The sequence below is a fragment of the Thermodesulfomicrobium sp. WS genome, assembly GCF_027925145.1.
GTDB lineage: Bacteria > Desulfobacterota > Desulfovibrionia > Desulfovibrionales > Desulfomicrobiaceae > Thermodesulfomicrobium.
Map to the genome: position 1 here is coordinate 1141869 of NZ_AP027130.1, position 23325 is coordinate 1165193.

A 23325-nucleotide genomic window follows, 5' to 3' on the forward strand; every position below is an offset into this window, starting at 1 on the left:
CTTTCCAAGTGGCGTGCGTCCGGTTGAAGCTTGTGGCGTCTCCGGTTAGGGGACGCGATGTTGTTGATTCTCGGAGTGTGGAGTTGGTGTGATGCCGTTGCCTTGCATTCTCGCGAAAATTCGATCTTCCTCGGCGGCCGCGGACCGGGCCGTCCCCCGGTCCGTGGTGGAGTTGTCTGCCCGTGGAGAGCTGTGGTTTGCCCTCATCCTTTCCCTGGCCATCGGCGTCGTTATTCGGATGACGGAGTTTCCCTTGTGGATGACGCCGCACTTATGGGTGGGGGATGAGCCGCTCATGGCCACCCACGATGCCTATGCCTGGCTTGCCGGGGCCAAAGGCATCGGCGGCTACGTGCACACCTGGTTGGCGCGTGGCATTGCCGCCATCCATACCCTTACGGGTTTGCCTTTGGGGGTTATCGGATTTTGGCTGCCGGTGGTGGTGACGCCCATCACCTGTGTGCCGGTGTGCTGGCTTGCCTTCCGCTTGGGCGTGCCCGAGGCCGGGGCCTTGGCTGGGGTGATGGCAGGCACCAGCCTTGGATTCTTGGTCCGCACTCGCATCGGCTTTTGCGACACGGATATTCTTTCCTTGTTTTTTCCCACCCTGGTGGCGGCCCTGTGCGCCGTGTGGCTGCAGGGGGCTCTTGGCGAGCGTTGGGGCGGGCGCTTGCGTGCGCTGCGGCACGAGATGGTCTGGCCGGTGGTGGTGGGTGTTGCGGGGATGCTCAGCCGCGGGTTTTACCCGCAAAGCGGCACGATTATTCTGGCGGTATTGGGGGGAGCCGCACTTCTTGTGGCCGTATGCGGGCGGAGGGAGCTTTGGCCTCAGGCTTTTTTGGCGCTGTTGGCCATGTTTTGTCTCATGTTTTTCGATCTTTGGGGGCTGGTGCCTGGGGGGCTGGCCGTGGCGGCCATGGCCCAGACCGGCCCTCGGCGCCTTGAACTTTTGTGGGCGGCAGTGGTGGCTGCGCTTGTGGCGGCGTATTTTTCCGACTTTGCCGGAGTGCTCCATGACTACGCCCTGCGCGCATCCATGTTTACCAAGAATTCCTCGGTGGACAGCATCGCCTCGGATACCTTGAAGTTGCCCTCCGTGACGCAGAGCATCCGGGAGGCCCAAAATCTCGATTGGTGGGGCATGATGGAGCGCGTGGCGGGCCGGGGGTGGCTGTTTGTGGTCTCTTCGCTGGGCTTTGCCTTGGCCCTTTGGCGCTGGCCCGTATTGGGGGTGTTTGCGCCGTTTTGGGGCCTTGGCGTGGCCAGCGTCTGGCTGGGGAATCGTTTTTCCATGTATGGCGGCGTTCCAGCAGGCATCGGCCTCGCCTTTGCCGTGGCCTGGGGAGTGCGGCGCTTGACTGCACGCCAAGGGCGGCGCTGGATTGCCCAGCTCGTCTTGAGCTGTTTTGCCTTGTGGCCCGCAGCGGACGTCATGCGGCAGGTGGTCCCCATACCGGTGATTCCCAAGGTCTTTGCCGAAACATATCTGCAGCTGCGGCAGATTACCCCGCCGGACGCCCGGCTTTGGCAATGGTGGGACTATGGCTATGCCGCACAGTATTTTGCGGAGCGCATGAGCTTTGGCGACGGCGGCCTGCACGATGGGCCGTGGCTCTTCCCCTTGGCGCGGGTGCACATGACGAACTCCCCGCGCGAGGCCGCGCAAATCATGAAGTTCGTCACCCAGAGCCAGCTTGCGGCCACCAACGGCAGCGCCATGACCGACCCGGTTATCGGTTTTCGCAAACTCGGCCCCCAAGGTACCAAGGAGTTTTTGCGTCGCCTGGCCCGTGAAGACCTCTCCTGGGACCCGCTTCCCGAGCAGTACCTGGTGGTCACGTGGGAGAACATGCGTATCGCGGGATGGATTTCCTTCTTCGGCCATTGGGATGTGGAGACCGGCGTCAGTGCCCCAGCCATACTCCAACCCATTGCCGGGAAAACGGATATCGACACCCAGGCAGGGTTGCTCATGAATGGCGGCCGCACCTTTGCCTTGGAGAAGCTTTTCTTCGTGGGACCGCCGCCGCGGCAGATGGCGTGGAATGCGGGATCTGGATTCAACGCCATTGTCAATGAAGCGGCCAATTCCATCCACATCGCAGACAACCGCGCCTTTGGCTCCATGATGGTGCAGCTCTTGATTGGAGATCCAGCGGCAGCGGCGCCGTATTTGGAATTGGTGGTGGACCGCTACCCTTGGGTGCGGGTGTACCGCGTGCGCCAGGCAGGGGTGCTGGGCGGAGTGTCCCAGTGATGTGTTTGTGGTCGTGAGAGTACGGAGAGGATATGCTTGAAGCCATCAGTACCGATGCCGCGCCTGCGGCGGTGGGGCCGTACAGCCAGGCCATCCAGGCAGGAACGCTGCTTTTCCTCAGTGGGCAATTGGGGATCGACCCTGCCAGTGGCCGTCTTGTGGAGGGATTTGCCGCCCAGGCCCGGCAGGCGCTTGCCAACATGGCGGCCATTTTGCGCGCCGCCGGGGCGGGCCTTGAGCAAGTGGCAAGCGTGGATGTCTTTGTGACCAACCTGGAGTGGTTTGCCGAGTTCAACGCCGTATATGCCCAGTTCTTTGGGGAGCACCGTCCGGCCCGGGCCGTGGTTGGGGTGGCGGCCCTACCTTTGGGGGCGTTGGTGGAGGTCCGCGCCGTAGCCGTCATGGACGCCGGCCAAGGAGGTCCGCATGCCTAAGCTTTCCCGCCGTTTTGGGGTGTTTCCTTCCGCCCATGAAGACGCCCGTTCGGCCACCTTGCACGTGGACTGCCCGCAGACGGCATCGCCGTCCTATCGCCTTGCCTTTCAGGACCAGGAGTTTTTGCTGCGCGAAGAGCTGCGGCCGGTACGTCTCCAGCTTGAACTCCTCAAGCCGGAGCTCATCTTGCAGGAGCAGGGGATCGAGGCCACGGTGGTGGTGTATGGCAGTGCCCGCCTCCTGGATCCAGAAGCCGCGGCGCTGCGTCTGGAAAAGGTACTCGAGGCGCTCAAGAAAAACCCCGACGACCTGCTCCTGCGCCAGGAACTCTCCCGGGCGCGAACCGCCGTCACCTATGCCCATTTTTATGAAGAAGCCCGAAAGCTTGGCCGGTTGGTATCGGAAAAGGGCAGGGATCGCGGGCTGGTGGTCATCACCGGCGGTGGCGGCGGCATCATGGCCGCGGCCAATCAGGGCGCCCATGACGTCGGCGCCAAGAGCATTGGCATGAATATCGTGCTCCCCTTTGAGCAGCACCCCAACCCGTACATCACCCCTGAATTGTGCTTCCAATTCCACTATTTTGCCATCCGCAAGATGCACCTGCTCATGCGCGCCAAGGCCTTGGTGGCCTTTCCCGGCGGATTTGGCACCTTGGATGAACTCTTCGAGGCCCTCACCTTGATCCAGACCCGCAAGGTGCGGCCCATGCCGGTACTCCTTTTCGGCAAGCGCTTTTGGACCAAGGTCATTCACTTCGAGGCCTTGGTGGATGCAGGCACCATCAATCCCGAGGACGTGCGGCTTTTTCGGTACGTGAGCAGCGCCGAAGAGGCCTGGGAGATCATTGCTGCGTCCCTGGAAGTCCACGCCGCGCCGTGATGGCGGCCTGCACATCGGCCTGCACGCGGGCGGAGAGGCGGGCCATGGCCGCGCTCATGGCCTGAGCCATGCCGTCTCCTGTCGGGCTGGGGCAGGGTTCGACTTCGTCGTAGCGGCGCTGAAAGACCACGGCCTGGGCCAAGGGGGCCCGGGCATCCACCAGGGTGAGGGTGATGCCGAGGCGCGCTTCGTCTGCGTGCGCACTTTGGCGTTTACTCCACTCTTCCACCATACCTTCCAGGATGAAATCCGAGGGGAGGTATGCCCCAGCCTCCACCACCGCAGTGTAGACACCGCTTGCTGTAAAGTCCCGGCGCAAGAAATCTGCGGCAAGCTCCGAGGGCAGGGCGCGCCAGCGTTCCAACGGGATGTCGCTGCGGGAAAAAGGCCGGCTTGCCACCAGGGCGGGCGTGCGCAGTTCCGGGGCGATGCCGAAGTGGGCCACGCGGAGGATGGCAGGCACGCGCGCAAGGTCCTGGGATGGGGGGGCGTACTCCAGGGTGTGGAGGCGAAACTGCGGCACCGGCGCGCTGGCGCAGGCGCCAAGGAAAAGCCCGAGGCAGAGGGTGCAGAGCAGAGGCAGCATGCGCATCATGGTTCCTCCGTGGCGCGCAAAGGTTGGGGCGGGGCGGAGAAGAAGAGCAGAGACGGTTGGTCTTTGAGGTGCGCGGAAAGGAGTTCCAGATTGGCGGCCGTGCGTTCGAGAGATTCCAGGGTCGTGAGGAGTCGCTCGGTCCCTTGCCGGGCGCCGGCCCCCACACCGGTGATGGTGCCTTGGGTATGATCCAAGATGGCGGAAAGGGTTTGGGCGCTCTCGGCCATGGCCGCAAGACCGGTGTCCACATGCGGGCGGTTGGCGGCCACCAGGGCGCGGAGATCGCGAGTCAGCGCGCCAAGCTCGGCGACTTGGGCTTGCGCGGCCTCTGCCGCCCCGCGCATGGCCCGGGCGGCGTGGCTCACGTCATCCGTGAGGCGGGTGAGTTTTTCGCGCGAGAGGGCGTGGCGGACGTCGGCCACCAGGGCCAGGGTTTCGTTGGCGATATCCCCGATGCGCGCTGCTTTGAGGGTGCCGTCCATGGTCTGCAGGACACCGAGGGTTTGGCGGGAGATGCCGGCGAAATCCACGGATTGGATCTGTTTGGTGATGGTGTCGATTTCCTGGAAGAGCTTTTTGATGTCCGACGGCCGCGAGGCCACCAGCGGCAGCGGCGGGGTGAAGGAGAGCTTGGGCGAGAGGTCCGGCTCGTGGGGCGGGCGTGTATTGAGCTCCACAAACATGGCCCCGGTGATCCCCACGTTGGAGAGGGTGGCGACCATGTTTTCCCGCTGTGCTTCCATGTTGTGGATGTGTTCTTTGGAGATGGTGAGCTCCACGGCGATGAGGCGGCCGTCCGGAGCGATGCGGATGGCACTCACCCGACCCACGGGTACGCCGCGGTATTTGACCGGAGAGTCTACGGAGAGCCCTTGGACCGATTCGTCGAAGTAGGTGACGAACACGGTGCCGCGGTCCAGGATGGAGCTTGCGCCAAGCCAAATGATGACCGCGGTGGCCAGCGCGATGCCGATGGTCATAAAGAGACCTACCGCCACGTGGACGGAATGGGTTTTCATGGCGCATCCTCCAGAGGGGTGCGGTGGAAGAAGTGGTCCACAAAGGGATGGGGAGGGTGATCCCGCAGCAGGTGCGGGTCCCCTTGGGCCACGATGGATTGGGTTTCTTTGTGCAGCACGATGACGCGGTGAGCGACGCTGAGGATGGAGGGGAGCTCATGGCTCACCAGCACCACGGTGGTGCCGAGGCTCTGGTTGAGGCGCGTGATGAGGGCGTCCAACTCCGCCGAGGTGATGGGGTCGAGCCCGGCGGAAGGCTCATCGAGAAAGAGGATGTCTGGATCCAGCGCCAGGGCCCGGGCAATGGCCGCGCGTTTGCGCATGCCGCCGGAGATCTCTTCGGGGAGAAAATGTTCAAACCCGGAGAGCCCCACATGGGCAAGTTTGAGGCGGGCCAGATCCCAGGCCAGGTCTTCAGGTACGCCCGCCCCTTCGGTAAGCGGCAGCAGGATGTTTTCCGCTAAGGTAAGCGAGGAGAGGAGCGCACCGCCCTGATACATGACGCCCATGCGGGCAAGGATGCGTCCGTAGCTCGCCGCATCGTCCGGGTCGAGGACGTCGCCGGCGATGGTGATGTTCCCGGCCAGGGGACGCACCAGGCCCATGAGGACGCGCATAAGGGTGGACTTGCCGCAGCCGCTCCCTCCAAGGATGGCGAAGACCTCGCCGCGGTGCACGGTAAAGGAGGCATCCCGCAGCAGGATGCGGCTGCCAAAGCCCATGGTGAGATTGCGGACCTCGATGATGGGCGCCATCTTATCTCCAGTACCGCAGGATTACGGCCAGTACCGAATCCACGAAGATGATGAGAAAGATGCTCGTCACCACAGCGGAGGTGGTGGCGCGGCCCACGCTTTCCGCCCCGCCGCGCACGGCAAAGCCGCGGTGGCAGCCCACCAGGGCGATGAGGATGGCAAAGAGTCCGCTTTTGAAAAATCCCCAGACCACGTCGAACAAGGCCAGGGTGCGGAAGGTCTGCTGCATGTACGCCGTGGGCGTGAGGTCGAGCATGAATACCCCCACCACCAGGCCGCCGGCAATGGCGAAGGCGTTGGCGTAGAGCGCCAGGAGCGGCACCACCAAGGCCGAGGCCACGAGCTTGGGCAGCACCAAAAAACGTACCGGATCAAAACCCATGGTGATGAGGGCGTCCACTTCTTCGGAAACGCGCATGGTGCCGATCTCCGCGGCGAAGGCCGAGCCGGATCGGCCTGCCACCACGATGGCGGTCATGATGGGGCCCAGTTCCCGCACCATGGCCAAGGCCACCAGGGAGGCCACATAGATGTTGGCCCCGAATTGGGCGAGTTGCACTGCGGACATGAAGGCCATGATGAGGCCCAAAAGAAAGCCGATGAGCCCCACGATGGGCACGGCGTCCACACCCACGGAGCGCATGGCCGCGACGGTGTCCCTGGCGCGCAGCCTCGTGGGGTGGCGAAGCACGCCGACAAGACAAAGACACACCTCCCCCAGAAATGACGCATGGTCCAGACAGGTGCGGGCAATTTCCAGGGTTTTGCGGCCAAAGCGGGCCAAGAGTCCTTCGCGTGTCGCGGCGTTGGGTTCGGTAAGCGGCACGGAGAGCACCGCTATGGCCGCTTCGAGGCGGGGGGCGTAGGTGACGGACATCCCTCGGGCTTGGGCGGCACGGCCCAGGGCACGGGCCAGGGCCACGGCGGTATCTGCTGGCGGGCAATCAGTCTCGGGGCGCGCGGAGGGGGCGTCGGGGCAGGAGGGCGAGAGTTCTTGCAGAAGGATATGGATCTGGTGCGTGGTTGTCCCGCAATGGGAGAGGATCTCCTGGGCGATGGCAGCCAGCCTGGCCACGGGAATATTGGGTGGCAGCAACACGACAAGACCGTCGCTTGTGGACTCCAGGCGATAGGCAGTGGTCATGGGGCGGCGCCTACTTCAAAGGAGCGCTGCCGTCCACTTTCCGGCCTCGGGGTGGCGTGGGCTTGGGCACATCCATTGTGGTGCTTGGGAAAAACGCGCCGTGTTCCATCTCGAACTTCCCGTAAGGCCAGGCTGTTTCTGCCCCTTGAGTTCGCCTTCGGGCTGTGGAAGGAGGACTGCGCCCTGCCATGGGCAGGGATAATCTTGAGAGAGGAGTACCTTCCAATGCGTTGGTGGATTGGTATCATATTGATTTGTTGGGGACGCATTGCCTGGGGCGCGCCGCAGGAGCTCGATCTGTCCGTCCAGGCTCGCCAAGCCGTGGAGCAGCTGCTCGTGCTGCCAGCGGCCGAGACTTCGCCGGCCCCGGAAGCGGTGGCGGAAATGGTGCGCTTGGTGCGTTCGCTCCCCGACGACAGCGCCTTTGCATTGCCCAAGCGTGGAGAGATCTCGGGAGCAGTCTCCGTGTTCACCGTCAACGCCCCGTTTTCCCGGGTGGTGCCGTATGCCTACCATCCGGACGTGCCGTCGTACGCCACCATGCCGTCGTCCATTCGGTTTCAGGAGTGGACCACGGAGGCGGCCAAGGAGGGGATGCGGCAGTTGGTCAGCGATCTGGGCACCCCACGGGTGGTGCATGGCATCGAGCGGGAGGTCATCTCCCCCAATTTGGATACCGGCGGATATTATGAGTATATGCAGCACCGGGCCGTGGCCGTGAGTTCGGTTTCCGGAGATCCGGTACTTATTTCCGTGGCCTGCCAGGAGCAGCCGTCGTCCGTGGGCAAACGCGGCCTTGTGGTGGGTGAGGACCGCGACTGGAATTACCTCTTTTCCAATACCGTGGGCCTGGGCGGCCTTTTGGGATGGGTGAAATCCTATATGTACGAAGGGTGTTCCATCGCGGTGTTCGTGCCCGAGGGCGACCGCACCCGGGTGGCTTCCTTCAAGTGGCTGCGGGCAGGATGGGCGGGGATCAACATGGTGAAGCCCGAACACATCCTGGCGGGCATGCGGCGGTTTGCCGTGGATTTTCGCGCGGTTTTGGAGTCCCCAAGGCTCCCGCTGCTTGCAGAAGCCATCGCGTTGGCCAAGAAGGTGCGCGCCTTGTCCTCGGACCGCTTGCAGTCCTTGGCGCAGGGCGCGCTTTCTGCCATGCAGGCCCAGGTGCGCGATCAAACGTTCGCGGCATTGTTGGAAAGCGGAAAATACCGCCACAGCCTCTCGCGCGACGAGCTGGTACGGCTGGCCTTTTTGGAAATTTGGAAGTGCCGGCTGGGCCGGGCATCGCATACGGCGGACTGCTCAGACGCTGTCCTTGCCGCTTGTCCGTAAGCGCCAAACCGGATGCAGCGCCTACGGGGCCCCTTATCCGCCGAGGCGCTCGAGGATGCTCGGCACTGGGGTGAGGATGTTCCAGCCCGGGACGTAGTGACTTGCGCCTTCGGCAACGGCCAAGGCCAGGAGGACAATGGCCCCGAGCCCTGCGGCCCAGAGAGCAACCATGACGAGTTTGTGGCGCATGGGATGCTCGGCGCGGGCAAGGACGAGTCCCATGAGGGCGCAGCAGGCAAGCAGTCCTGCCGCCGCTACCGCCGGGAAGAAGAGCGGGGGCAGAAAGAGGTTGGCAGTCTTATGATAGGCGAGAACGACCCAGGCCATCCCTGCGGCGAGGAGCACGGCGGTGCCGGCAACCCACCTTCCCAGCACCTGCGCGCTATAGCGGTAGTAGTCCCGTCCCCAGTCGTCGGCGTTTCGGCGCAGCACGAGATACAGCGGGCCGCAACAACTGGCGCCAAAAAGGGCCGCCACGGGCCAGAGACTGGCCAGGGCCCAGGGGATGGCTTCAGGGATGGCGCCGCTCACCAAGAGGATGCCGCCCCAATACCCGTACTTGAGGCACATGTTGGCAGCACACCCTAAGACGATATGCAACCCTCGGCGCTGGCGGGCAAGGTTCCAGGTGAGCGCCCAGGCCATGGTAAGGCAGGAGCCGGCGGCAGCCAGGATGATGGTCGTCCACGGGAGCATATCTTCTTGGAACCGGGGTCCAATGCCCGGCATGGCAGCCCAGAGGATCGCCCCCATGCCCGCCCACACGGCCGGGTGGACCACGAGGGCGAGGCGGCTTTGCTGCTGGGCGAGCCGGAGCGGCAGCGGCCGTTTGCTCACCGCCGCGGCCAGTTCGCTCACCAGGGCGATGATGGGGGCGCCCCAAAAGAGGGCAGCCGCGAGGACGACGACAGGAAGAAGCAGGAGAGTCCAGGTGGTGAGGACAACGGTCATGGCAGGCATCCTTACAGAAAAAGTCGAAGTGCTGGCGGGTCTTGTGCCGCAAAGGCGGCCGCGGGGCAAGATGGCCCCAAGGAGGCGGGCGTGGTGGCATTGGTGATCACGGTGGTCTTGGTGGCGGGGGTGTCCGCATTGTGTTCCTTGGCGGAAGCCGCCCTGTACGCAGTCCCGTGGAGCTATATCGAAGGACTGCGGCACCAGAAACGTTCGGCGGGAGAGGTGCTCTACCGCCTGCGCACCCATATCGATCGACCCATTACCGCGATCTTGACGCTCAATACGGTGGCCAATACCGCAGGCGCGGCCGTGGCTGGGGCCGTGGCCGGAGAAGTGCTCGGGGAGCAATGGCTGTGGGCTTTTTCCACAGGATTTACCCTGCTCATCCTGCTCCTTTCCGAGGTAGTGCCCAAAACCATCGGCGTGACCCATTGTCGGGCCACGGCTACGGTGCTGGCACCGTTGGTGGCCGGGCTCACGGTCCTGCTGCGGCCGTGGATTTTTCTCGTGCAAGGGGTCGTGCGCTGGATTCAAGGCGGTAGTCATCACGGACCGCTGGCCACCGAAGAAGACCTTGTGGCCATGATCCACCTCTCCCGCCAGGCCGGGGTCATTCGCCCGTACGAAGAGTCTTCGTTGCGCAACATCTTGGCCTTGGACCGCAAGACCGTGGCCGACATCATGACCCCGCGCCTGGTGATCTTTTCGCTCCCGGTGGATTTGACCGTGGATGAGGCTTGGCGTAAGGGCGCCCCGTGGCCGCATAGTCGGGTACCGGTGTATGCAGGCAGCGATCCCGAAGATATTGTCGGATTGGTATACCGCCGGGAAGTGCTCCAGGCCCTGGCCGAAGACAAACACCACCTGCCGCTCGTCAACCTCGTCCGGCCGGTGGAGTTCGTGCCGGAAGGAATGCATCTGGACCGTTTGCTCGTCCGCTTCTTGGAAAGCCGCACCCATCTTATGGTGGTGCTCGACGAATACGGCGGGGTGTCCGGCGTGGTGAGTCTGGAAGACGTGCTCGAAGAGATTCTCGGCAAGGAAATTGTGGACGAGACCGATCAGGTGGCGGACATGCAGGAGCTGGCGCGGCGCCGGCGTAAGGTCCGGCCTTCATGAGGAGAACAATGCTCAAGGCAAGACAAGGATGGATGTACGCAGTGGCCTTTGCCCTGGTGGCGGCAGGGGTCGGCTACTTGGTGGTGAGCGGGATTTCTCAGGAAAAGATGTATTTTCTCAATGTCCGTGAGGCGCTGGCCATGCCTGCCGGCCAGAGCCATCCGGCGCGGCTCTTTGGGCTGGTGCTCGCCGAAGGTCTGGATCGTCCGGCAAGCGGCCTGGGGGCGAATTTCGTGCTCCAGGACAAAGACGACCCCAGCCAGCGGCTCCTGGTGCGCTATTCGGGTGCCGTTCCAGACACCTTCAAGCCCGGCGTGGAAGTCATTGTGGAGGGCACACTTTCGGGCACGACCTTCGATGCCACGGTGCTCATGACCAAATGCCCATCCAAGTATCAGAAAGATGAACAGGGCCGCATGCGGCCGCCGGGATATACCGGTTCCTAATGGAGGTTTCATGCACGCCGTATGCTTTGTGCTCCTTTTCGCCTGTCTGGTGGGCGGGATCTATGTGGCCGTGACCTCGGCCTTGCGCCTTGCCGCGGGGGAGACGGTCTCTCTCACCGTGCTCGAGCGGTCCCAGACGGCGTTGGCCGCCGTGGCGCTCTTGGTGTCGCTGGTGCTCGTGTACGCCTTGGCTATTCGGGACTTTTCTTTTGTGTACGTGCGCGACTACACGGACACCTTTTTGCCGCTCTTCTACGCCGTGACCGCGTTTTGGGCGGGCCAGGACGGCTCGTTTTTGTTCTGGTATGTGGCCCTGGCGGTGATGGGCATGGTGGTCGCCCGCACGGAGGGCTACCGGAGCCTGAGTGAGCCGGGCAAGGTCCTCTTTTGGCTCTTTTACCTCGCGGTGGAACTCTTTTTTCTCTATGCCTTGACCGGCCCGAGCAATCCGTTTCTGCGTTTGGACCCGGCGCCCAAGCAGGGCAATGGTCTCAATCCACTGCTGCAAAATCCCGGCATGATCTTCCATCCGCCGCTGCTCTTTTTAGGATACGCGGCCTATACCGTGCCGGCATGCATGGCCGTGGCCGGAGCCTTGGCCGGGGATCGGGGTTGGATCTTTGCCATGCGCAATTGGAATCTGGCGGCCTGGAGCTTTCTTTCCGCAGGCATCGCTTTGGGGGCCTGGTGGTCCTACATGGAGCTGGGCTGGGGCGGATACTGGGCCTGGGATCCGGTGGAAAACGCCTCACTCATCCCGTGGCTTGCGGGCACAGCTTTTCTCCATACCGCGGTGGCGGGGCGCAGTGGTGCCCTTTTTCGCACCAATGTCTTTCTCGCGTGGATCACCGTGCTGTTGTGCTTTTTTGCCACCTTCGTGGTGCGCAGCGGCATGATCGAGTCGCTGCATGCCTTTGGGGGCAGTCGCATGGGGGTACCGCTTTTGGTGCTGCTGCTCTTGGGGATCGGGTGGACCGTATACGTGACCCTACGGACCCCGTCCGGCGCCCCCACCGATGAGACCATCTGGAATCGGCCGGGGATGCTCTTTGTGGCGGCCTGGCTTTTGGTGGGCATGGCGGTGGTCGTACTCGTGGGGGTCACCTGGCCGCTTTTGAGCGGTTTGTGGAGTACTTCCACCCAGGGCTTGGGTGCGGACTTTTACAACCGCGCCTGTCTTCCCTTGGGGGCTGGCCTCATGCTGCTCATGGCCGTGTGTCCTTGGTTTGCCCAGAAGATCGGCATCGCGGACCGGGTGGGCCTTGGGGTGGTGCTCTTTTCCGGACTCTTGGGCGCGGCTGGGATGCTCCTCGCGGGCTACCGGCATCCTTTGGCCGTGGTCGGCGGCCTTGGCGGTTTCATGACCATTGCCTGCGTGCTCATGGTCTTTGTGCGTCGCCCCCAATGGTTGCGCTCCCGGGCGCTTCTCGGGGCGTACGGAGTGCACTTGGGCATGGGACTCATTGCCGTGGGGATCGCTTTTTCTGCGGCCTACAAGACCGAAGTGGAAGTGGAACTCGCCCGCGGCGGGGAGGCCGTTTTGGGGGAGTACCGCTTTGTGTATGAGGAATTGCTCCACGATCACGACGGCCCGGTGGAGCGCCACACTGCGCGGGTGCGGGTGTGGCGGGACGGTCGCGAGCTTGGCGTCGTGGTGCCAGAAAAGCGCTTGTATCCGAACTTCCGCCAGAGCTTCGCGGAAGTGTCGGTGATCCCGTCCTTGGGGAGGGAGGTATACGCGAGCCTTCTGGGCTTTGACGAGGCCGAGAAGGCAAGCTTCAAGTTCAGCCTCCAGCCGTTGGTGAATTGGATTTGGATCGGCTCTACCTTGGCGTGTGTGGCCGCATTCATGGCCATGCGCCGCACGCGGCAGTCATGAAGCCACTGCTTTGGGCAGAAGATCTCGCCCACGGCTATGGGGACCGCTGGGTGTTTCAGGGGGTCGGCGTTCGCGTGTGCGCGGGCGAGGTCCTGCTCGTGGTCGGCCCCAATGGGGCCGGCAAGTCCACCCTGCTGGCGCTTTTGGCGGGCCTCATGGCGCCGCGCCACGGCGTGGTGCACAGTCAGGTGGGCCCAGAGGCCATGGCCATGATGGGCCATGGCACGTACGTGTATGGCTCCTTGACTGCCCTGGAAAACCTGCGCTTTTGGGCTCGGCTGTATGGACTTCCGGCGGACGAATCCACCCTGGAGGCAGTGCTGGGGCGGGTCGGCCTTGCGCAGTGGGCCATGGAGCCCGCGGGGACGTTTTCTCGGGGCATGGCCCAGCGGTTGTCGCTGGCGCGGGTCATTCTGCTCGCCCCGCGCCTGGTGTTTTTGGATGAACCCGCCACTGGGCTGGACATGGCTTCGGTCGCGCTCCTCCACCGAGAGATTCAGTCCCTTCGCCAAAGCGGCGCGGCCGTGGTGTGGGTGTCGCACGACGTGGCGCGGGATCTTCCCTTGGCGACGTCGGTGCTCCACTTGCGCGGGGGACGCGTCCACTACCTCGGTCCGGCCGGGGATTTTGCGGGGGAGTCGGTATGCTGAGGTCCGCTGCGGCGGTCATGGCCAAGGACGCCCGCCTCGTTTTGGCTCGGGGGGCGCATGTGGCCCAACCGATCCTCTTGGGTCTGCTTTTGGTCTTTGGCTTCAGCCTTTCCGCGCCCCCTGGCGAGCGCTTCAGCCCCCAGGACGCCATGGCTCTTTTTTGGCTGGCCTCGGTATTTGCGAGTATCTTGCAGAGTTCTACCCTCTTTCGTCTGGAAGAGGAAAACGGCGTGCTCACGGCCTTGCTCCTTGCGCCGATTGCGCCGCAAAGTTTTTGGCTGGCCAAGGCCGTGGTGGGCTTGGTGCTTCTGGGGGGGTGTCAGCTCGTCTTCTTTCCCGCGGCGGCGGTCTTTTTGGGCGTGGCCATGGGGAACTGGGAGATGGTGCCCTTGATCCTGGCCGTGGACGTGGGGCTATGCCTTGTGGGCGCGCTTTTGGGGGCGCTCAGCCAAGGGGCACGGGACACCCTGCTTACGGTGATCGTATTTCCCTTGCAGATGCCCTTGATCCTTGCCGGCATTCGGGGCGGGGCCATGGTGCTGGCCGGGGAGGCTGGCGTCGGGCAGTGGCTGGGGCTCGCTTTGGCCTTTGACGCCGTGTTTTTGGGCGTGGCCTTGATCCTCTTTCCTTTTGTTTTGCGAGGTCGGTAGATGGGCCGGTGGAATCTCGTGGCTGCCGTGGCAGGCGGAGTGGGCCTGGCAGTGGCCCAATGGGCGGTCTGGGTGTATGCGCCGCTGGAGGCGGTCATGGGTGTGGTGCAGAAGATCTTCTATCTCCACGTGCCCTTGGCCTGGTGGGCGTTTGTGTGCTTTTTCGGGGTGTTTGCGGCAAGCATTGGCGTGCTGTGGAAGAAGAGGGCTTGGTGTCACGTGCTGGCTGGCGTGCTGGCGGAGGTCGGCGTGCTTTTGGCGGGCCTGGCCTTGGTGACTGGGGCGCTCTGGGGCCGGGCGGCGTGGAACACGTGGTGGACGTGGGACCCCCGGCTGACCACGACGCTGGTATTGTGGTTCGTGTATGCGGGGTACTTGGCCCTGCGCGCCTCGGATCTTGGAAGCCGCGGCCCGGTGATCTGTGCGGTGCTGGGCATCGTGGCCTTTGTGGATGTCCCGTTGGTGTTCGTGTCCGCGCGGCTGTGGCGCTCCATCCACCCGGTGGTGCTCGCCCAAGGCGGTGGAATGGAACCGGAGATGTGGGTTGCCTTGGTGGTCCATGGTCTGGCCTTTGGACTTTTGGTGGCGGCCTTGGTCCTGGCGCGGTTTCGGCTGGCCATGGTGGCGGCGCGCGTCTCGCGCATCGCCCGTGCCCGGCTGGAGCGCCGCGAAGCCTAGTTCTGGAGCGAGACGAGGAGGTTTTATGGAATATGTGGTGCTGGCCCATGGGGCGGTGTGGTTGGCGCTGGCGGCGTACGTCACGGGATTGGTGGTGGCGTTGCGGCGCCTCGAGCAGCGCCTTGCGCGTTTGGAGCGGCAATCATGAACCGGGCCGTGGCCATGGGAGGGCGGTTCGCCCTGGCAGTGGCGGTACTCATTGGTTTGGCCGCCTTGGCCTACCGGGTGGAGCATCCTTCCATCGTGGTGCATGAAGAGCGGCGCTCCGTGAACCAAGGCATGGGCGATATGGCCGAGGTCTCCGCCCTCATGGAGCGCTTGCAGGCCAACCCCGAAGACCAGGATGCCATGCGGCATTTGGGCATGCTCTTTATGCAGATGGGCGCTTGGGCGCGGGCCATGAGTTTTTGGGACATGCTCCTTGGCAAGGTCCCAGAAGACCTGGAAGCCCTCAATCAAAAAGGGGTGTGTTTGTTCCAATTGGGGCGTCATCCGGAGGCTGCGGAGGTCTTTTCCCGCATGCTGCAGGTGGATGCCCAAAATCCCCACGCCCACTACAATCTTGGCGTGCTCTATGCCTATTACCTCAACGCCACGGATACGGCCCGTGGGCATTTTGAGGCCGTGGTTCGTGGTCCCGACGCTCGCTTGGCGGCGCAGGCCAAAGAAGATCTCGCGGCCTTGGGGGCGGAAAACGCTTTGACACCGCAAAGTCGCTGATGGTAGAGAAAGCAAATACCACGGTTTTTCCGCCGTCTTGGCGACGTATGGTTTTCTCCCTAACCTAAATCTGTGCATGGAGGTTCGGATGAAAGGAAAGATTTCCAGTTTCGTGGTGGCCGGCGGGAAGCAGATCGAGCTCGTGGTGCAGGACGACCAGTGCAAGCCGGAGCTGGCCACCAATGCGGCCACGAAGCTGGTCTCCGACGGCGCCAAGGTGGTCATCGGTCACATCTGCTCGGGCGCGACCAAGGCGGCGCTGCCCATCTATACCGAAGCCAAGGTGATGGTCATTTCGCCTTCTGCCACCAACCCCGAGCTTACCCAAAGCGGCCAGTATCCCACCTTCTTCCGTACCATTGCCTCGGACGATGCCCAGGCCAAGCTGGGGGTGGACTTTGCCATTGGCAAGCTGGGTGCCAAAAAGATCGCTGTGCTGCATGACAAAGGCGACTACGGCAAGGGGTACGCGGAGTTTGCCAAGAAGTTCATCGAGGAGGGCGGCAAGGCGCAGATCGTGCTCTTCGAAGGCATCACTCCGGGTGCGGTGGATTACTCTGCCGTGGTGCAGAAGATCCGGCAGTCCGGTGCGGACACGGTGATGTTCGGCGGCTACCATCCGGAGGCCTCCAAGCTCGTCTCCCAGATCAAGAAAAAACGTATTGAGGTGCATTTCATCTCCGATGACGGCGTGAAGGATGACACCTTCATCAAGGTGGCGGGCAAAGATGCCGAGGGTGTCTACGCGTCCGGTCCCAAGGACGTCTCCGGCCTGGCCCTGAACAAGCAGGCCATCGAAGCCCACAAGGCCATGTTCGGCACGGACCCGGGTGCATTCTTCGACTCCGCCTACGCGGCCATGCTGGCGGCGGTGAACGCGGTGGCCAAGGCGGGCTCCACGGACTTCGACGCCATGGCCAAAGTCATGCGCTCGGAGAAGGTGGACACCCCGGTGGGGACGATCAAATTTGATGCCCGTGGCGACGCCGAAGGCGTGGGCTTCTCCATGTATCGGGTGCAAAACGGCAAGTACGTGGAAATGAAATAGTCGCTTCCTGAGGGCGGGAGATACTCCCGCCCTCCTCATTCTGCTCATCATCCCACGGTGAGCGTTTTTTCTTCATGTAGCGCTGTTTTTCAGGAAATCTATTCATGGATGTACAATATTTTTTTGAACTCTTTTTGAGCGGACTTACCCGCGGATCCATCTATGCCCTGATCGCCATTGGGTACACCATGGTGTATGGGATCATTGAACTCATCAACTTCGCGCATGGCGAAATCTACATGATTGGGGCGTTTACAGGCCTTATCGTTGCGGGAATTTTAGGGACCATGGGATTTCCTCTCCCGGCTATTTTGGTATTGGCGGTGCTGGTCTCCATGATTTATTGCGCGGGGTATGGATATACTATCGAAAAGATCGCCTACAAACCGCTCCGTCAAGCGGGCCGACTGTCTCCTTTGATTTCCGCCATCGGTATGTCGCTCTTTTTGCAGAACTATGTCATTTTGGTGCAGACTTCGGACTTTGTTCCATTCCCGTCCTTGATCCCGGAGTTTGCCTTCCTTGAACCCATCGCCCATATTTTCGCCTCTTCGGATTTTCTCATCGTCGTGGTGAGCGCGGTGCTCATGGCCGGTCTCACCCTGTTCATCAAGTACACCAAGATGGGCAAAGCCATGCGGGCCACGGCCCAGAATCGCAAGATGGCCATGCTCCTTGGTGTGGACGCGGATCGGGTGATCTCGGTGACCTTCATCATCGGCTCTGCCCTGGCTGCGGTCGGTGGAGTGCTCATTGCCTCTCATGTGGGCATGGTGAATTTTGCTGTGGGGTTCCTCGCGGGCATCAAGGCCTTCACTGCAGCGGTGTTGGGTGGCATTGGCTCACTTCCTGGCGCTATGTTGGGAGGGCTGTTCTTGGGACTCTCCGAGAGTTTTGGCGCGGGATATATTTCCAGCGACTATGAGGACGTCTTTGCCTTTTCGTTGCTGGTGATCTTTCTCATTTTTCGGCCTTCCGGCATCATGGGCAAGGCCAAGGTGGAAAAAGTATAGTCATGGTGGCACGTGAATTTCTCAAATCGTTGGGCGTCAGCCTGTGGTTTATGGTCCTCACCTTTCCTTTGGTGGTGGTGCGGGTAAACACCATTGAGAACACCATTCAATGGCGGTGGGTGAACCTTGCGGTCGTGGGTGTCGGTGCCTTTGTCCTTTCGGCGCTGTGGCGCTGGGCCCTTGCCCGGCGGGAGAATATGCAGCGCAGTGCCGACGCGCGGGGCGGGCGAGGCGCCCTGCGCCCTTGGGAGTCTGCGGCATGGGTGCGCCCCTTGGGCGCAGGACTCCTGGTGATTTTCCTGGCGATTCCCTGGTTCGTCTCCACCTATCAGACCAATATCCTCATTTCCTTTTTTCTCTATGTGATGCTGGGTATTGGGCTCAACATCGTGGTGGGCGTCGCTGGGCTCCTTTTTCTGGGCTACGCGGCCTTTTATGCCATCGGCGCCTACGCCTACGCCTTGCTCAACCATTATTTCGGGTGGGGATTTTGGACCGTGCTGCCCATCGGGGGCGTGCTCGCCGCTGTGGCTGGTGTGCTGCTTGCCTTTCCGGTGCTGCGGCTGCGGGGCGACTATCTGGCCATCGTCACCCTCGGTTTTGGGGAGATCGTTCGGCTGGTCTTGGAAAATTGGAGTGCGCTGACAGGCGGTCCTTCCGGGATTTCCAATATCGATCGCCCTGGGCTCTTTGGTCAGGAAATGACTGTGGCTGGCACCAATATTTACATCTACTATATTGTGTTCGTGGCCGCAGTGTTGACCCTGGTGGTGGCGGAGCGCCTGAAGGATTCCCGTGTCGGGCGCGCACTGCAAGCATTGCGTGAGGATGAAGTGGCCTGCCAGGCCATGGGTATCGACCGCGTGACAGTCAAACTCATGGCCTTTGGGTTGGGCACGGCCTGGGCAGGATTTGCGGGCGTCATCTTTGCCGCCAAGACCACATTCATCAATCCGGCCAGTTTTACGTTTTTCGAGTCGGCCATCATCCTCTCCATCGTGGTGCTGGGAGGCATGGGATCCAATTGGGGCGTCATTCTCGGCGCCGCGTTTTTGGTGCTGCTGCCTGAGTATATGCGCGCCTTCTCGGAATACCGGATGATCCTCTTTGCGGCAGCCATGGTCCTCATGATGGTCTTTCGTCCTCAAGGCATGATCCCTGCGCGAAGCAAGCAGTACCGCATCGTGGACCGGGAACTTGAGCTGAGTGGAGAGTAGTCGATGGAATCGGTTTTGGATGTCCGTTCCGTGTCCATGAACTTTGGAGGGCTGCGCGCTTTGAACGACGTGACCGTCGTGGTGCGCGATGGGGAGATCGTCTCCCTCATCGGCCCCAATGGCGCGGGGAAGACCACGTTTTTCAATTGTGTGACGAGTATCTACACCCCCACGGAAGGGGAGGTGTATTTCACCCCTAGGGGAAGCGCGCCGGTGCGCATCGGCGGTATGAAACCCAACGCCGTCACTGCCCTGGGCATGGCCCGTACCTTTCAAAATATCCGCCTGTTCCAGAACATGAGTGTTTTGGAAAACGTCATGGTGGCGCGCCATTGCCGCACCAAGGCCGGCATCTTTGGCGCGGTGTTCCGGCCAGGCTGGGTGCGCCGGGAAGAGGCGGAGATCGTCGAGAAGAGCTATGCGCTGCTCAAGGCCCTGGGGCTGCACCGTTGGTACAACGAACTGGCCGCCAACCTCCCGTATGGCCAGCAGCGCCGCCTGGAAATCGCCCGCGCTTTGGCCACCGAACCCCGTCTGCTTCTGCTCGATGAGCCGGCGGCGGGCATGAACCCCCAGGAGACTGCCGCTCTCAAGGAGTTGGTGCTCCAGATCCGCGATCAATTTGGTCTGACGATTTTGCTCATCGAGCACGACATGAGTATGGTGATGTCCATTTCGGAACGTATTTACGTCATGGAATATGGCTGCCTCATTGCCGAAGGCACCCCGGAAGCAGTGAGCCACGACCCCCGGGTCATCAAGGCCTATCTCGGGGAGGTGGAGCATGCTTGAGCTCAAAGGCGTGTGCACGTTCTATGGCAATATCCAAGCCCTGCATGATGTCTCCCTTTCCATCCACAAAGGGGAGATCGTGACCCTCATCGGGGCCAATGGCGCTGGCAAGACCACCACCCTCATGTCCATTTGCGGCGCTACCCCGCCGCGGCGCGGCGAGGTGCTTTTCGAGGGCCGTCCCATCCACACCATGCGGCCGGACCGCATCGTGGCCCTGGGGATCTCGCAGGTGCCTGAAGGCCGGCTCATCTTCCCGGAGATGACGGTCATGGAGAATCTGGAGTTAGGGGCGTTTTTGCGCAACGATACGGCCGGCATCGCGGAAGACCTCGACTATGTCTTTGCGCTCTTCCCCATCTTGGCCGAACGGCGGCGGCAGCTCGGGGGCACCTTGTCCGGCGGTGAACAGCAGATGCTCGCCATCTCCCGCGCGCTTATGGCGCGGCCGCGGCTGCTTTTGCTCGATGAGCCGTCCTTGGGACTTGCCCCCATCGTCATCCAGCAGATCTTTGCCATTATTCGCAAGGTCAACGAAGCCGGGACCACGGTGTTTTTGGTGGAACAAAACGCCCACCAGGCCCTCAAGATCGCGCATCGGGGCTATGTGATGGAAAATGGCCGCATCGCGCTTGAGGATTCGGCGCACGCCTTGCTCGCCAATGAAGAGGTCCGCAAGGCATATCTGGGTATCTGAAACCATGGAAGTGAAGTCTATGTCGGAGAAAATACTCGGTAAGGCACTCACCTTTGACGATGTCTTGCTACTGCCGGACTACTCCGAGGTACTGCCCGATGCCGTGGATATTGGCACCTGGCTGACGGGAGAAATCCGTTTGAATATCCCCTTTTTGAGCGCGGCCATGGATACGGTGACCGAGTCGCGCATGGCCATCTCCCTGGCGCGAGCCGGAGGCATCGGCATCATCCACAAAAATATGCCGGTGGAGCGCCAGGCCCTGGAGGTCCTCAAGGTCAAGAAGTCGGAGTCCGGCATGATCCTCGACCCCATCACCGTGGCCCCTGACGATACGGTGGGACACGTGCTGGAACTCATGCAGGAGTACCGTATCTCCGGTCTGCCGGTGGTGGAGGAAGACCGGTTGGTGGGGATCATTACCAATCGTGACGTGCGGTTTGTGACGGATCTTGCCACCCCGGTGCATGCGGTGATGACGAGTCAGAACCTCGTCACCGTGCCCATGGGCATCTCGCTCGACGAGGCCAAGCGGCACTTGCACGAAAACCGCATCGAGAAACTGCTGGTGGTGGATGAGTCCAACAAGCTGCGCGGCCTGCTCACCATCAAGGATATCGACAAGATCCGCAAATATCCCAATGCCTGCAAGGACTCCCATGGTCGGCTGCGGGTGGGCGCGGCCATCGGCGTGGGGCAGGCGGGGCTTGCGCGGGCCGAGGCCCTCATCAAGGCTGGCGTGGACGTGCTGGTGCTCGATTCCGCCCACGGCCATTCCCGCAACATCCTCGAAGGGGTACGGGCCATCAAGGCCGCCTGGCCGCAGGTGCAGCTCATTGCCGGCAACGTGGCCACCTATGCCGGGGCCAGGGCCTTGCTCGAGGCGGGTGCGGACGCGGTGAAAGTGGGCATCGGGCCGGGCTCCATCTGTACCACCCGCATCGTGGCCGGAGTCGGAGTGCCGCAGATCACGGCGATCATGGAGTGCGCGCGGGCCTGCCGGGAGTTCGGTCGGCATTGCATCGCCGACGGCGGCATCAAGTTTTCGGGAGATGTGGTCAAGGCCTTGGTGGCTGGCGCGGATACGGTGATGATGGGCTCCATGTTCGCCGGCACGGACGAGAGCCCCGGGGAGACCATCCTCTACCAGGGCCGCACCTACAAGATTTACCGGGGCATGGGATCCATCGACGCCATGAAGGAAGGCAGCAGCGATCGCTATTTCCAAGAAGGCTCCAAAAAGCTGGTGCCCGAAGGAATCGTGGGCCGGGTGCCGTACAAAGGTTCGGTCATGGACACCATCGATCAATTGGTGGGCGGACTGCGCTCGGGCATGGGCTATGTGGGTGCTGCGGACATCCCCACCCTGCAGGAAAAGGCCCGTTTCGTGGAGATTTCCACCGCAGGACTGCGGGAGAGCCACGTGCACGACGTGATCATCACCAAAGAGGCCCCCAATTACCGGGTGGAATCGTACTAACGGGAGCGCGGTATGGACGTGGAGAAAGTTGTCATCGTTGATTTTGGCTCCCAGTATACGCAGCTCATTGCCCGGCGGGTGCGGGAAGCAGGGGTCTATTCGGAGATCCATCCGTGCACGATCCCCTTGGCGGAGATCGCCGCCATGCGCCCGGCGGCCATCATCCTCTCGGGAGGGCCGGCATCGGTCCATGCGCCGGATGCGCCGACCATCGATCCGCACGTCTTCGAGATGGGCGTGCCGGTGCTCGGCATTTGCTACGGCATGCAGCTCATGGCCAAGCTTTTGGGCGGTCAGGTGGTCCCTTCCACGGACCGGGAATACGGCCGCAGCGAGCTTTCCTTCGCGGCCCCGTGTCCGCTGTGGGCAGGGATTGAAGAGCAGCCGCTCACGGTGTGGATGTCGCATGGCGATACCGTGCTGCAGATGCCGCCGGGGTTTGTGGTGACCGCCAGCACGCCGTCGGTGGCGATAGCCTCCATGGCGTGCGTGGAGCGCCGCTTGTATGCCGTGCAGTTTCATCCCGAGGTGGCCCACTCCGAGCGGGGCAGCGACATCCTGCGCAACTTCCTCTTCGAGGTGGCGGGGCTTTCGGCCTCCTGGACCATGGCCTCGTTCGTGGAAGAGGCCATCCGTGCGGCCAAAGAGCGCATTGGCGACGCCCAGGTGGTCTGCGGTCTGTCGGGCGGCATCGACTCCACAGTGGCGGCAGTGCTGCTGTCCCGCGCCATCGGCAAGCATCTGCATTGCATCTTTGTGGACAACGGGCTTTTGCGCGCCGGGGAAGGGGACGAGGTCATCGGCTATTTGCAGCGCCATTTCGACTTGAATCTCCACTTCGTCCAGGCGCAGGAGACGTTTCTTTCCCGCCTGGCGGGCGTGGAAGATCCGGAGCGCAAACGCAAGATCATCGGTCATACTTTCATCGAGGTGTTCGAGGCCGAGGCGCGCAAGATCCAAGGCGTGCGCTTTCTCGCCCAAGGCACCTTGTACCCAGACGTCATTGAATCCGTGAGCTTCAAAGGCCCCTCGGCGGTCATCAAGAGCCATCACAACGTGGGCGGACTCCCCGAGACCATGGCCTTGGAGCTCGTGGAGCCGCTGCGCGAGCTCTTCAAGGACGAGGTACGCAAGGTGGCTCAGGAGCTGGGGTTGCCGGATTTTCTCATTTGGCGGCACCCCTTCCCGGGGCCTGGACTGGCCATCCGCATCATCGGCGAAGTGACTCGGGAGCGCCTGGAGATTTTGCGCCAGGCGGACCGCATCGTGCAGCACGAGCTTGCGGCCTCCGGTTGGTATTCCAAGGTGTGGCAGGGCTTTGCCGTGCTGCTGCCTTTGAAGACCGTCGGCGTCATGGGGGACGAACGCACCTACGAGCATGTGGTGGCCTTGCGCATCGTGGATTCCCTGGATGCCATGACTGCGGACTGGACGCGGCTGCCGAGCGAAATCCTGGCGCGTATGTCCACGCGCATCATCAACGAGGTCAAGGGCGTCAACCGCGTGGTCTACGACATCTCGTCCAAACCGCCGAGCACCATTGAGTGGGAGTAAGGGGAG

General features: G+C 62.4%; 24 protein-coding genes. 19 read left to right on the forward strand and 5 right to left on the reverse strand.

Annotation, left to right across the window (positions count from 1 at the left end; genetic code table 11):
• Positions 1 to 91 precede the first annotated feature (91 nt).
• The 3 genes from QMF81_RS05505 to QMF81_RS05515 are packed head-to-tail and all read left to right on the forward strand — an operon-like array spanning position 92 to position 3574.
• Positions 92 to 2257, forward strand: coding sequence for an STT3 domain-containing protein (locus tag QMF81_RS05505; RefSeq protein WP_281752937.1), 2166 nt, complete (start codon positions 92 to 94; stop codon positions 2255 to 2257).
• Between the two features lie 32 nt (positions 2258 to 2289).
• Positions 2290 to 2691, forward strand: coding sequence for a Rid family detoxifying hydrolase (locus tag QMF81_RS05510; protein WP_281752800.1), 402 nt, complete (start codon positions 2290 to 2292; stop codon positions 2689 to 2691).
• Positions 2684 to 3574, forward strand: a complete 891-nt coding sequence (locus QMF81_RS05515; protein WP_281752802.1) for a TIGR00730 family Rossman fold protein — start codon at positions 2684 to 2686, stop codon at positions 3572 to 3574. The genes QMF81_RS05510 and QMF81_RS05515 overlap by 8 nt, the downstream gene beginning before the upstream one ends.
• Here the strand turns inward: QMF81_RS05515 and QMF81_RS05520 are convergent.
• The 4 genes from QMF81_RS05520 to QMF81_RS05535 are packed head-to-tail and all read right to left on the reverse strand — an operon-like array spanning position 3537 to position 7087.
• Entirely contained in the window at positions 3537 to 4169 is a 633-nt protein-coding gene (locus QMF81_RS05520) for an ABC-type transport auxiliary lipoprotein family protein (RefSeq protein WP_281752805.1), read from the reverse strand. The two genes, QMF81_RS05515 and QMF81_RS05520, sit on opposite strands and share 38 nt — an antisense overlap.
• Complete coding sequence (locus tag QMF81_RS05525) at positions 4166 to 5188, reverse strand: MlaD family protein (RefSeq protein ID WP_281752807.1); 1023 nt, start codon at positions 5186 to 5188, stop codon at positions 4166 to 4168. The genes QMF81_RS05520 and QMF81_RS05525 overlap by 4 nt, the downstream gene beginning before the upstream one ends.
• On the reverse strand, positions 5185 to 5943 hold the full coding sequence (locus QMF81_RS05530) for an ATP-binding cassette domain-containing protein (protein WP_281752809.1): 759 nt from the start codon (positions 5941 to 5943) through the stop codon (positions 5185 to 5187). Before QMF81_RS05530 ends, QMF81_RS05525 begins: the two co-directional genes overlap by 4 nt.
• Position 5944: 1 nt before the next feature.
• Positions 5945 to 7087 carry an ABC transporter permease gene (locus QMF81_RS05535; protein WP_281752811.1) on the reverse strand — a complete coding sequence of 381 codons (1143 nt, stop codon included), beginning with the start codon at positions 7085 to 7087 and terminating at the stop codon, positions 5945 to 5947.
• A gap of 225 nt (positions 7088 to 7312) precedes the next feature.
• On the opposite strand from QMF81_RS05535, the gene QMF81_RS05540 reads away from it, so the two are divergent.
• Positions 7313 to 8422, forward strand: a complete 1110-nt coding sequence (locus QMF81_RS05540; protein ID WP_281752813.1) for a hypothetical protein — start codon at positions 7313 to 7315, stop codon at positions 8420 to 8422.
• Between the two features lie 33 nt (positions 8423 to 8455).
• Here the strand turns inward: QMF81_RS05540 and QMF81_RS05545 are convergent, their stop codons facing one another.
• Positions 8456 to 9373 carry a hypothetical protein gene (locus tag QMF81_RS05545; RefSeq protein ID WP_281752815.1) on the reverse strand — a complete coding sequence of 306 codons (918 nt, stop codon included), beginning with the start codon at positions 9371 to 9373 and terminating at the stop codon, positions 8456 to 8458.
• Positions 9374 to 9463: 90 nt separating this feature from the next.
• Here QMF81_RS05545 and QMF81_RS05550 point away from each other — a divergent pair, with 90 nt between their 5' ends.
• From QMF81_RS05550 to guaA, 15 genes are all read left to right on the forward strand, one after another.
• The gene (locus tag QMF81_RS05550; protein WP_281752817.1) at positions 9464 to 10495 is read left to right on the forward strand and encodes a hemolysin family protein; all 1032 of its coding nucleotides are present in this window, start codon (positions 9464 to 9466) and stop codon (positions 10493 to 10495) included.
• 8 nt (positions 10496 to 10503) lie between these two features.
• The gene (locus QMF81_RS05555; protein ID WP_281752820.1) at positions 10504 to 10941 is read left to right on the forward strand and encodes a cytochrome c maturation protein CcmE; all 438 of its coding nucleotides are present in this window, start codon (positions 10504 to 10506) and stop codon (positions 10939 to 10941) included.
• Between the two features lie 10 nt (positions 10942 to 10951).
• Positions 10952 to 12820, forward strand: coding sequence for a cytochrome c biogenesis protein CcsA (gene ccsA, locus QMF81_RS05560; protein WP_281752822.1), 1869 nt, complete (start codon positions 10952 to 10954; stop codon positions 12818 to 12820).
• On the forward strand, positions 12817 to 13470 hold the full coding sequence (locus QMF81_RS05565) for an ABC transporter ATP-binding protein (RefSeq protein ID WP_281752824.1): 654 nt from the start codon (positions 12817 to 12819) through the stop codon (positions 13468 to 13470). The genes ccsA (QMF81_RS05560) and QMF81_RS05565 overlap by 4 nt, the downstream gene beginning before the upstream one ends.
• Positions 13464 to 14120 carry a heme exporter protein CcmB gene (locus QMF81_RS05570; RefSeq protein ID WP_281752826.1) on the forward strand — a complete coding sequence of 219 codons (657 nt, stop codon included), beginning with the start codon at positions 13464 to 13466 and terminating at the stop codon, positions 14118 to 14120. Before QMF81_RS05565 ends, QMF81_RS05570 begins: the two co-directional genes overlap by 7 nt.
• Positions 14121 to 14798: a cytochrome c biogenesis protein CcsA gene (gene ccsA / locus QMF81_RS05575; RefSeq protein WP_281752828.1), complete on the forward strand. Its 678-nt coding sequence runs from the start codon at positions 14121 to 14123 to the stop codon at positions 14796 to 14798.
• Positions 14799 to 14823: 25 nt separating this feature from the next.
• Positions 14824 to 14946, forward strand: coding sequence for a CcmD family protein (locus tag QMF81_RS05580; RefSeq protein WP_281752830.1), 123 nt, complete (start codon positions 14824 to 14826; stop codon positions 14944 to 14946).
• Positions 14943 to 15518: a tetratricopeptide repeat protein gene (locus tag QMF81_RS05585; RefSeq protein WP_281752832.1), complete on the forward strand. Its 576-nt coding sequence runs from the start codon at positions 14943 to 14945 to the stop codon at positions 15516 to 15518. The genes QMF81_RS05580 and QMF81_RS05585 overlap by 4 nt, the downstream gene beginning before the upstream one ends.
• Positions 15519 to 15606: 88 nt before the next feature.
• Positions 15607 to 16566 carry a branched-chain amino acid ABC transporter substrate-binding protein gene (locus tag QMF81_RS05590; protein WP_281752833.1) on the forward strand — a complete coding sequence of 320 codons (960 nt, stop codon included), beginning with the start codon at positions 15607 to 15609 and terminating at the stop codon, positions 16564 to 16566.
• A gap of 104 nt (positions 16567 to 16670) precedes the next feature.
• Entirely contained in the window at positions 16671 to 17579 is a 909-nt protein-coding gene (locus tag QMF81_RS05595; RefSeq protein WP_281752835.1) for a branched-chain amino acid ABC transporter permease LivH, read from the forward strand.
• Positions 17580 to 17581: 2 nt separating this feature from the next.
• On the forward strand, positions 17582 to 18796 hold the full coding sequence (locus QMF81_RS05600; RefSeq protein WP_281752837.1) for a branched-chain amino acid ABC transporter permease: 1215 nt from the start codon (positions 17582 to 17584) through the stop codon (positions 18794 to 18796).
• Between the two features lie 3 nt (positions 18797 to 18799).
• Positions 18800 to 19588 (forward strand): ABC transporter ATP-binding protein, encoded by a 789-nt coding sequence (locus QMF81_RS05605; protein WP_281752839.1) that lies wholly within the window; start codon positions 18800 to 18802, stop codon positions 19586 to 19588.
• Positions 19581 to 20285 carry an ABC transporter ATP-binding protein gene (locus tag QMF81_RS05610; RefSeq protein ID WP_281752841.1) on the forward strand — a complete coding sequence of 235 codons (705 nt, stop codon included), beginning with the start codon at positions 19581 to 19583 and terminating at the stop codon, positions 20283 to 20285. The genes QMF81_RS05605 and QMF81_RS05610 overlap by 8 nt, the downstream gene beginning before the upstream one ends.
• Positions 20286 to 20304: 19 nt before the next feature.
• Positions 20305 to 21765 carry an IMP dehydrogenase gene (guaB, locus tag QMF81_RS05615; protein ID WP_281752844.1) on the forward strand — a complete coding sequence of 487 codons (1461 nt, stop codon included), beginning with the start codon at positions 20305 to 20307 and terminating at the stop codon, positions 21763 to 21765.
• Between the two features lie 12 nt (positions 21766 to 21777).
• Complete coding sequence (gene guaA, locus QMF81_RS05620; protein ID WP_281752846.1) at positions 21778 to 23319, forward strand: glutamine-hydrolyzing GMP synthase; 1542 nt, start codon at positions 21778 to 21780, stop codon at positions 23317 to 23319.
• Positions 23320 to 23325: the final 6 nt, after the last annotated feature.

Excerpts from the sequence above, each read along its gene's own strand:
- guaB (WP_281752844.1), top strand. The coding sequence starts at position 20,305 with ATGTCGGAGAAAATACTCGGTAAGGCACTCACCTTTGACGATGTCTTG.
- QMF81_RS05605 (WP_281752839.1), top strand. The coding sequence starts at position 18,800 with ATGGAATCGGTTTTGGATGTCCGTTCCGTGTCCATGAACTTTGGAGGG.
- QMF81_RS05580 (WP_281752830.1), top strand. The coding sequence starts at position 14,824 with ATGGAATATGTGGTGCTGGCCCATGGGGCGGTGTGGTTGGCGCTGGCG.
- QMF81_RS05570 (WP_281752826.1), top strand. The coding sequence starts at position 13,464 with ATGCTGAGGTCCGCTGCGGCGGTCATGGCCAAGGACGCCCGCCTCGTT.
- ccsA (WP_281752828.1), top strand. The coding sequence starts at position 14,121 with ATGGGCCGGTGGAATCTCGTGGCTGCCGTGGCAGGCGGAGTGGGCCTG.
- QMF81_RS05590 (WP_281752833.1), top strand. The coding sequence starts at position 15,607 with ATGAAAGGAAAGATTTCCAGTTTCGTGGTGGCCGGCGGGAAGCAGATC.
- QMF81_RS05520 (WP_281752805.1), bottom strand. The coding sequence starts at position 4,169 with ATGATGCGCATGCTGCCTCTGCTCTGCACCCTCTGCCTCGGGCTTTTC.
- QMF81_RS05515 (WP_281752802.1), top strand. The coding sequence starts at position 2,684 with ATGCCTAAGCTTTCCCGCCGTTTTGGGGTGTTTCCTTCCGCCCATGAA.
- QMF81_RS05565 (WP_281752824.1), top strand. The coding sequence starts at position 12,817 with ATGAAGCCACTGCTTTGGGCAGAAGATCTCGCCCACGGCTATGGGGAC.
- QMF81_RS05600 (WP_281752837.1), top strand. The coding sequence starts at position 17,582 with ATGGTGGCACGTGAATTTCTCAAATCGTTGGGCGTCAGCCTGTGGTTT.
- QMF81_RS05545 (WP_281752815.1), bottom strand. The coding sequence starts at position 9,373 with ATGACCGTTGTCCTCACCACCTGGACTCTCCTGCTTCTTCCTGTCGTC.
- QMF81_RS05610 (WP_281752841.1), top strand. The coding sequence starts at position 19,581 with ATGCTTGAGCTCAAAGGCGTGTGCACGTTCTATGGCAATATCCAAGCC.
- QMF81_RS05535 (WP_281752811.1), bottom strand. The coding sequence starts at position 7,087 with ATGACCACTGCCTATCGCCTGGAGTCCACAAGCGACGGTCTTGTCGTG.
- ccsA (WP_281752822.1), top strand. The coding sequence starts at position 10,952 with ATGCACGCCGTATGCTTTGTGCTCCTTTTCGCCTGTCTGGTGGGCGGG.
- QMF81_RS05525 (WP_281752807.1), bottom strand. The coding sequence starts at position 5,188 with ATGAAAACCCATTCCGTCCACGTGGCGGTAGGTCTCTTTATGACCATC.
- QMF81_RS05595 (WP_281752835.1), top strand. The coding sequence starts at position 16,671 with ATGGATGTACAATATTTTTTTGAACTCTTTTTGAGCGGACTTACCCGC.
- guaA (WP_281752846.1), top strand. The coding sequence starts at position 21,778 with ATGGACGTGGAGAAAGTTGTCATCGTTGATTTTGGCTCCCAGTATACG.
- QMF81_RS05530 (WP_281752809.1), bottom strand. The coding sequence starts at position 5,943 with ATGGCGCCCATCATCGAGGTCCGCAATCTCACCATGGGCTTTGGCAGC.
- QMF81_RS05505 (WP_281752937.1), top strand. The coding sequence starts at position 92 with ATGCCGTTGCCTTGCATTCTCGCGAAAATTCGATCTTCCTCGGCGGCC.
- QMF81_RS05540 (WP_281752813.1), top strand. The coding sequence starts at position 7,313 with ATGCGTTGGTGGATTGGTATCATATTGATTTGTTGGGGACGCATTGCC.
- QMF81_RS05555 (WP_281752820.1), top strand. The coding sequence starts at position 10,504 with ATGCTCAAGGCAAGACAAGGATGGATGTACGCAGTGGCCTTTGCCCTG.
- QMF81_RS05585 (WP_281752832.1), top strand. The coding sequence starts at position 14,943 with ATGAACCGGGCCGTGGCCATGGGAGGGCGGTTCGCCCTGGCAGTGGCG.
- QMF81_RS05510 (WP_281752800.1), top strand. The coding sequence starts at position 2,290 with ATGCTTGAAGCCATCAGTACCGATGCCGCGCCTGCGGCGGTGGGGCCG.